Below are 6,249 nucleotides of genomic sequence, written 5' to 3'. Positions count from 1 at the left end.
CGACCTGCGCTCCACCGCGACCCGCCCCGTCGCCGGCCGTCACCTGCACGGCACGGTGGCCGTGCAGTGCATGCCGGAGGTGCCCGAGACGGAGGACCTGCTCGCCCTCGCGGAGCGGGAGCCGCTGATCGAGGCGGTGGTCGGCTGGGCGGACCTCACGTCGCCGGCGATCGGCGAGACGCTCGACCGACTGCTCGCCGGGCCGGGCGGCACGCATCTGCGTTCCCTGCGCCACCTCGTCCAGGGCGAGACGGAACCGGCCTGGCTGCAACGCCCCGATGTCGAACGAGGGTTGGCGGCGGCGAGGGACCGTGGGCTCTCCTACGACATCCTGGTCCGCAGCCACCAGTTCGACCAGGCGATCCGGCTGGCCGAACGCTTCCCCGACCTGCCCCAGGTGCTGAACCACGCGGGCAAGCCGGACATCGCCGGGCGCGACCTCGCGGAGTGGAGCGACCAGGTGCGACGGCTGGCCGCGCACGAGCACGTGGTCTGCAAGCTGTCGGGACTGATCACCGAGGCCGACCACGACAGCTGGACCACCGCCGACATCCGCCCGGTCTGGGACGTCCTGCTCGCGTCCTTCGGTCCGGACCGGCTGATGTTCGGCTCCGACTGGCCGGTCGCCAATCTCGCGGGCGGCTGGAACCGCTGGGCCGCCACCGTGGACGAACTGCTCACCGACTGCGCGGAGAGCGAGATCCACGCGCTCCTCGCCGGCACCGCGACCGCCTTCTACCGCCTCCCCGCCCGCAGCTGACCGTCGGCGCTCGTGCCGAGGGGACCTTGTCCCCGTCCGCATACCCGCACCGACAACACCCCCGGAGCCGCCGCATGAACGCTTTCCCGACCGACCGATCCAGCAGGAAGGGCAGACGATGAAGCCCTTCCCCTCCACCGTCCGCAGGCTGTCGGCCGTGCTGGCCACGGCCCTCTGCTCGACGCCGCTGACCTCCCTCACGCTGGCGGCCCCCGCCTCGGCCGCGGTCCAGGCCACCTACTACGTCGCCCCCGACGGCAGCGACACCAACGCCGGGACGATCTCCGCGCCGTTCAAGACCCTGCGGCACGCACGGGACGTCGTGCGCACCGTCAACGACGACATGACCGGCGACATCAACGTGTATCTGCGCGGCGGCAACTACCCCGTCAGCAGCACCGTCGACTTCACGTCGGCCGACTCCGGGACGAACGGCCACCGTGTCGTGTACGCCGCCTACCAGGACGAGAAGCCTGTGCTGAACGGCGGCGTCCCGGTGACCGGCTGGACCCAGCACAGCGGGAACATCTGGAAGGCGTCGCTGGACCGCGACGACAAGCTCCGCGCGCTCTACGTCGACGGCAAGCGCGCCCAGATGGCCTCCAAGACGATCTCCTCGGCCGGCTGCTACGGCACCTACACCATCACGGCCGGCCAGGCTCCCTGGGCATGGGAGTCGGGTTCGCAGTGCGACGGCGCCAAGTACAGCCTCGCCGATCTGCCCGCGGTCGCCGCCAACCAGGACGACGTGGAGATCAGAACGCAGACGACCTGGACATCGGCCATCGTGGGCGTCCGCCAGATCACCACGAGCTCGGACGGCGCCAACCGCGTGGCCCTGTTCCAGCAGCCGGGCGCGGCCATCGCCCAGGGACCGCCGAACGGCAGATTCGACGCCGGCGGCACCCACACCTTCATGAACGCGTACGAATTCCTCGACCAGCCCGGCGAGTTCTACTTCGACAAGGCGAAGCACACCGTCTACTACTACAAGTCGGGCTCCGAGGACATGACGTCGGCGAAGGTCTTCGCGCCGAACAACGTGTCCACCCTCCTCAGGGTCGCGGGCACGTCCACGACCGACCACGCGCGGAACATCACGTTCTCCGGGCTCACCGTCGAACACTCCGACTGGGGCCTGACCAATGTGGCGGGCTCCGTCTTCCGACAGGGCCAGCAGGGCAACTCCGGGTCCACCGTGTACGCGAGGAAGAACTTCCACGCGTACACCTACCGCAACGTCGACCTGCCGCCGGGCATCATCCAGATCGAGAACGCCGACGGCATCACCCTCCGGCGCAACACGGTGCAGCACACCGGCGCCGACGGGATCAACATGGTCAACGACGTGACCGACTCACAGCTGACCGGCAACGTCACGAACGACATAGCCGGCTCCGCGATCACCGTGGGGCACCCCCAGCACGTGTACATCGGGGACTACACCTCGACCAACAACGAGAAGTACCCGGTGAACGTCGAGGGACTCTGCAAGAACATCTCGATCACGAACAACTACCTCTACGACAGCGCGGTGTTGTTCCAGGGCTCCAGCCCCGTGTCGGCGTACTTCGTGGACTCCCTGTCCGTGGAGCACAACCGGATCGAGAAGTCCTCATGGGCGGGCATCACCCTCGGCTGGGGCTGGTGGAACTTCGACGGTTCGACGAACTCCATCAATCCCGGGAACCCGACCACCACGGCGAAGAACAACACCGTCCGCTACAACCAGATCGTCAACACGATGCAGACGCTCGCTGACTCCGCCCCCATCTACACCCTGGGAGCGCAGCCGGGAACCGAGATCAGCGACAACTACATCCAGGGCGTTCCGGCCGGCCACAAGTACGGCCTGCACCCCGATGAAGGCTCCGCCTTCATCAACTTCCACGACAACGTGCTCGACGTGGACAAGGACCTCACGTCTGTCATCCACTCCGGCACGTGGGGCCGTCAGCACGACCTGAAAATCACCAACACCTACGGCACCGTCAACAAGATCTGGGACAAGGGCGTCCCGAACAGCACCATCCAGGACGTGCGCGCGTACGTGGACAACGTGTGGCCGTCACCGGCGTACGCCATCGCCGTGAACGCGGGCCTGGAGGACGCCTACAAGGGCCTCGTCCCCAGCAGCAGAGTGGCCCTGCAGGACGACGCGCTGCCCGCCAGCACCTTCACCGGCAAGGGCGTCATGACCATTCCGGTGCGCAGCCCGGGAGACTCCGCCAAGACGCTCTGGCTGGCTCCCGCCGGTACGACGACGTTCGCCGCCGGTCCCACCAAGACCAGCGCGAGCGGCACCTCGACGAGCATCCGCGTCCCGCAGACGGCGGGTGACTACCGGCTCTACGTCGTGGACGCCCAGGGCAACGCGTCCCCCGCGTCGAACGCCCTCGTACGGCAGCGCTGGAGCCACGTCGACGACAAGGCCGCGGGCGTGACCTACTCCGGGACCTGGTCGAACTGGAACGACACGAAGGACATGAACGGGTCCGAGAAGTTCACGAACACCACGGGCAACTACGCCGAGTTCTCCTTCACCGGCACGGGCGTGCGGTACCTCAGCATGACGCAGCCGAACATGGGCAAGGTGGACGTCTACATCGACGGCACCCTGGCCCAGGCGGGCATCGACGCCTACGCCTCGACGGTGACGAAGCAGGTGCCGCTGTTCGAGAAGACGGACCTGGCCTCGGGCCCACACACGATCAGGGTGGTGTGCACCGGGACGAAGAACACCGCCTCCTCCGGCACCGTCTGCGCCCTGGACGCGTTCGCCTCCATCCAGTTCCCCGCGACGAACGCCAACTACAAGGTGGTCAACAAGAACAGCAACAAGGCGATCGACGTCTCAGGCGCGTCGAAGTCCGCCGGTGCGAATGTCATCCAGTGGACCGACTCCGGAGCCGTGAACCAGAACTGGCGCTTCGCCCCGGTGGGTGACGGCAGTTACGAGATCGTCAGCCGGAACAGTGGCCTGCTCATGGACGTCAGCGGTGCTTCCACCGCGGACGGCGCGACCGTCATCCAGTCGTCCGACACCAACGCGGCGAACCAGCGCTGGACACTGGTCGCCACCGGAAACGGCTACTACAAGATCAAGAACGTGAACAGCGACAAGGTGCTCGACGTGTCCTCCGGCGGCACTCAACTCGTCCAGAACACGGACACGAACGCCAACAGCCAGCTGTGGAAGGTGGTCAACGTGGACTGACCCTTCAGCCACCGCGACCCCCGGCGACGGTGCCGGCCGTACGAGCCGGCACCGTCGCCGTTGTGGTGGTTGGGTTCGGCCGGCGAGGCGGAGGGCGCGCTCCGGGTCCTCCCGTCAGGCGTGCGGTGCGCCGGCCGCTCCAGGGCCGGTGGCGGACGTCGTCGCCGTGACCGTCCATGCCGCCACGCCCCACAGGGAGAGCGCGGACATGAGGCCCACCGCGAGGCGCACGGTCTCGTCGGGGCCGTTCGTAAGCCAGAGGGTCGTGCCCGCGACCCCGGAGGCGATCAACAGGGCGGCCGGTACGCGCAGTCGGGGCTGCTCGAATACCACCGCCAACGGCAGGAAGTGCAGCCCGACCACCACCGCGACCAGCGGCGGAATGAGCACCGGCACATCGAGGGAGCGGCACAGCGCTGCGATGGTGATGATCAGCAGCCACTGGAGGGCGTTGATCTGGTTGAACCGCCGGCGCCGGTCGGCCGGGAACGGCCCCCCGGCCGACGCGGGGAGGAAGCGGCGCGCGGCCAGCATCAGCCCCACCGTGACGACACCACCGACGCCGATCAGAACCAGCCGCGTCCACCCGCCCCACGGACTCGTGCCCAGCAGCCACCAGCCGAGCCCGAACAACGCGAGAAACCCCACCCCTGACTTGAACATGACCACGACCTTAGGCGGAAGTGCCGCCCGCCAGCCCCGACTTCTCCACTCGTTCTCGGTCGGCCGCCACGAAGGGTTTCCGCAGTGGGGAGCGCACCTCCCACTCGGTGCGCTGTCACAGCACCCTCCTCGGGTTCACGGTCTGTCGGCCCCAGTCGATCACGACCGTCCCCGGGTCACGACAGCGAGCCCGGCGGCCGGGGGACGGTGAGGGCTCCCGGCCGCCGAGCGGCGGTTCAACCGTCAGCGGCCCTATGAGGGGGTGACGGCGTCGTGCGCGCGGCTGCGGCGCAGGCGGTCGCGGAGCAGGGCGACGCCCACGACGCCCACGGCCACCAGGGTGGACAGGACCACCTGGTCGCGGCCGCCGCCGTCGGCGGTGTCGGTGAGCATGTAGCACAGCACGAACGTGATCATCGCGATGGTGGCCCAGGTCAGGTACGGGTAGAGCCACATCCTGACGACCAGCTTGTCCGGCGTCTCCCGCTGGATGATCCTGCGCATCCGCAGCTGGGAGAAGCAGATCACCAGCCAGACGAACAGGGCGATCGCACCGGAGGAGTTGAGCAGGAACTGGAAGACCGTGTCCGGCCACAGGTAGTTGAAGGCGACCGCGACGAAGCCGAAGACCACCGAGGCCAGGATGGCGGTCCGCGGCACCCCGCGGCCGGTGGTGCGGGCGAACGGGGCCGGCGCGTCGCCGCGGCGGCCGAGCGAGAACGCCATCCGGGAGGCCGTGTAGAGGCCGGAGTTGAGGCAGGACAGCACCGAGGTCAGCACGATGGCGTTCATGATCTGGCCGGCGTGCGGGATGCCGATGGAGTTCAGCGCGGCCACGTACGAGCCGTCCTTGAGGATCGCCGGGTCGTCCCAGCGCAGCAGCGACACCACGACCAGGATGGAGCCCAGGTAGAACACCGCGATCCGCCAGATCACGCTGTTGGTGGCCTTGGTGACCGCGGCCCGCGGGTTCTGGGTCTCACCGGCGGCCAGGGTGACGATCTCGCTGCCCATGAAGGAGAAGACGACCATCAGGATGCCCGTGAGGATCGCCCCTGGTCCATGGGGCAGGAACCCGCCGTGCCCGGTGAGGTTGGCCAGGCCCGTCGCCGGGTGGTCCGAGCCGGGCAGCAGACCGAAGACGGCGAGCCCGCCGACCACGATGAACGCGGCGATGGCGACGACCTTGATCCCGGCGAACCAGAACTCGAACTCGCCGTAGGAGCCGACCGAACCGAGGTTGGTCGCGGTGAGCACGACCATGACGATCAGCGCCCAGCCCCACTGCGGGACGCCGGGTATCCACCCGGTGAGGATCTTGGCGCCGGCGGTCGCCTCCACGGCGAGCACCACGACCCAGAAGAACCAGTACAGCCAGCCGATGGTGAAGCCGGCCCAGCGACCGAGCGCCCGGTCGGCGTAGGCGGAGAACGAGCCGGAGGTGGGGTTGGCCGCGGCCATCTCGCCGAGCATCCGCATCACGAGGACGACGAGGGCGCCGACGAGGGCGTAGGAGATCAGGATTCCGGGGCCCGCGGCGGCGATGCCCGAGCCGGAGCCGACGAACAGGCCGGCGCCGATGACACCGCCGATCGCGATCATCGACAGA

The 6,249-nt window shown here is 68.6% G+C and carries 4 protein-coding genes; 2 read left to right on the top strand and 2 right to left on the bottom strand.

Features of this window, described 5'->3' with window-relative positions; translation table 11 throughout:
* Both AOK23_RS06250 and AOK23_RS06245 read left to right on the top strand, forming a co-directional pair.
* Positions 1-760: amidohydrolase family protein (locus AOK23_RS06250; protein ID WP_055711741.1), on the top strand; the 760-nt coding region annotated here is incomplete at its 5' end.
* A 118-nt stretch (positions 761-878) separates the two neighbouring features.
* The gene (locus tag AOK23_RS06245) at positions 879-3,977 is read left to right on the top strand and encodes an RICIN domain-containing protein (protein WP_055711740.1); all 3,099 of its coding nucleotides are present in this window, start codon (positions 879-881) and stop codon (positions 3,975-3,977) included.
* Between the two features lie 114 nt (positions 3,978-4,091).
* On the opposite strand, the gene AOK23_RS06240 is transcribed toward AOK23_RS06245, so the two are convergent.
* Positions 4,092-4,640, bottom strand: coding sequence for a hypothetical protein (locus AOK23_RS06240; RefSeq protein ID WP_055711739.1), 549 nt, complete (start codon positions 4,638-4,640; stop codon positions 4,092-4,094).
* A 252-nt stretch (positions 4,641-4,892) separates the two neighbouring features.
* Positions 4,893-6,249, bottom strand: a 1,357-nt coding sequence (locus tag AOK23_RS06235; RefSeq protein WP_055711738.1) for an amino acid permease, incomplete at its 5' end; no start/stop codon positions are given.

Source organism: Streptomyces torulosus, from assembly GCF_001419765.1.
GTDB classification, from domain to species: Bacteria; Actinomycetota; Actinomycetes; order Streptomycetales; family Streptomycetaceae; genus Streptomyces; species Streptomyces torulosus.
Note: the sequence above shows the minus strand (reverse complement) of the source record. Positions and strands in the feature narration are given on the sequence as shown.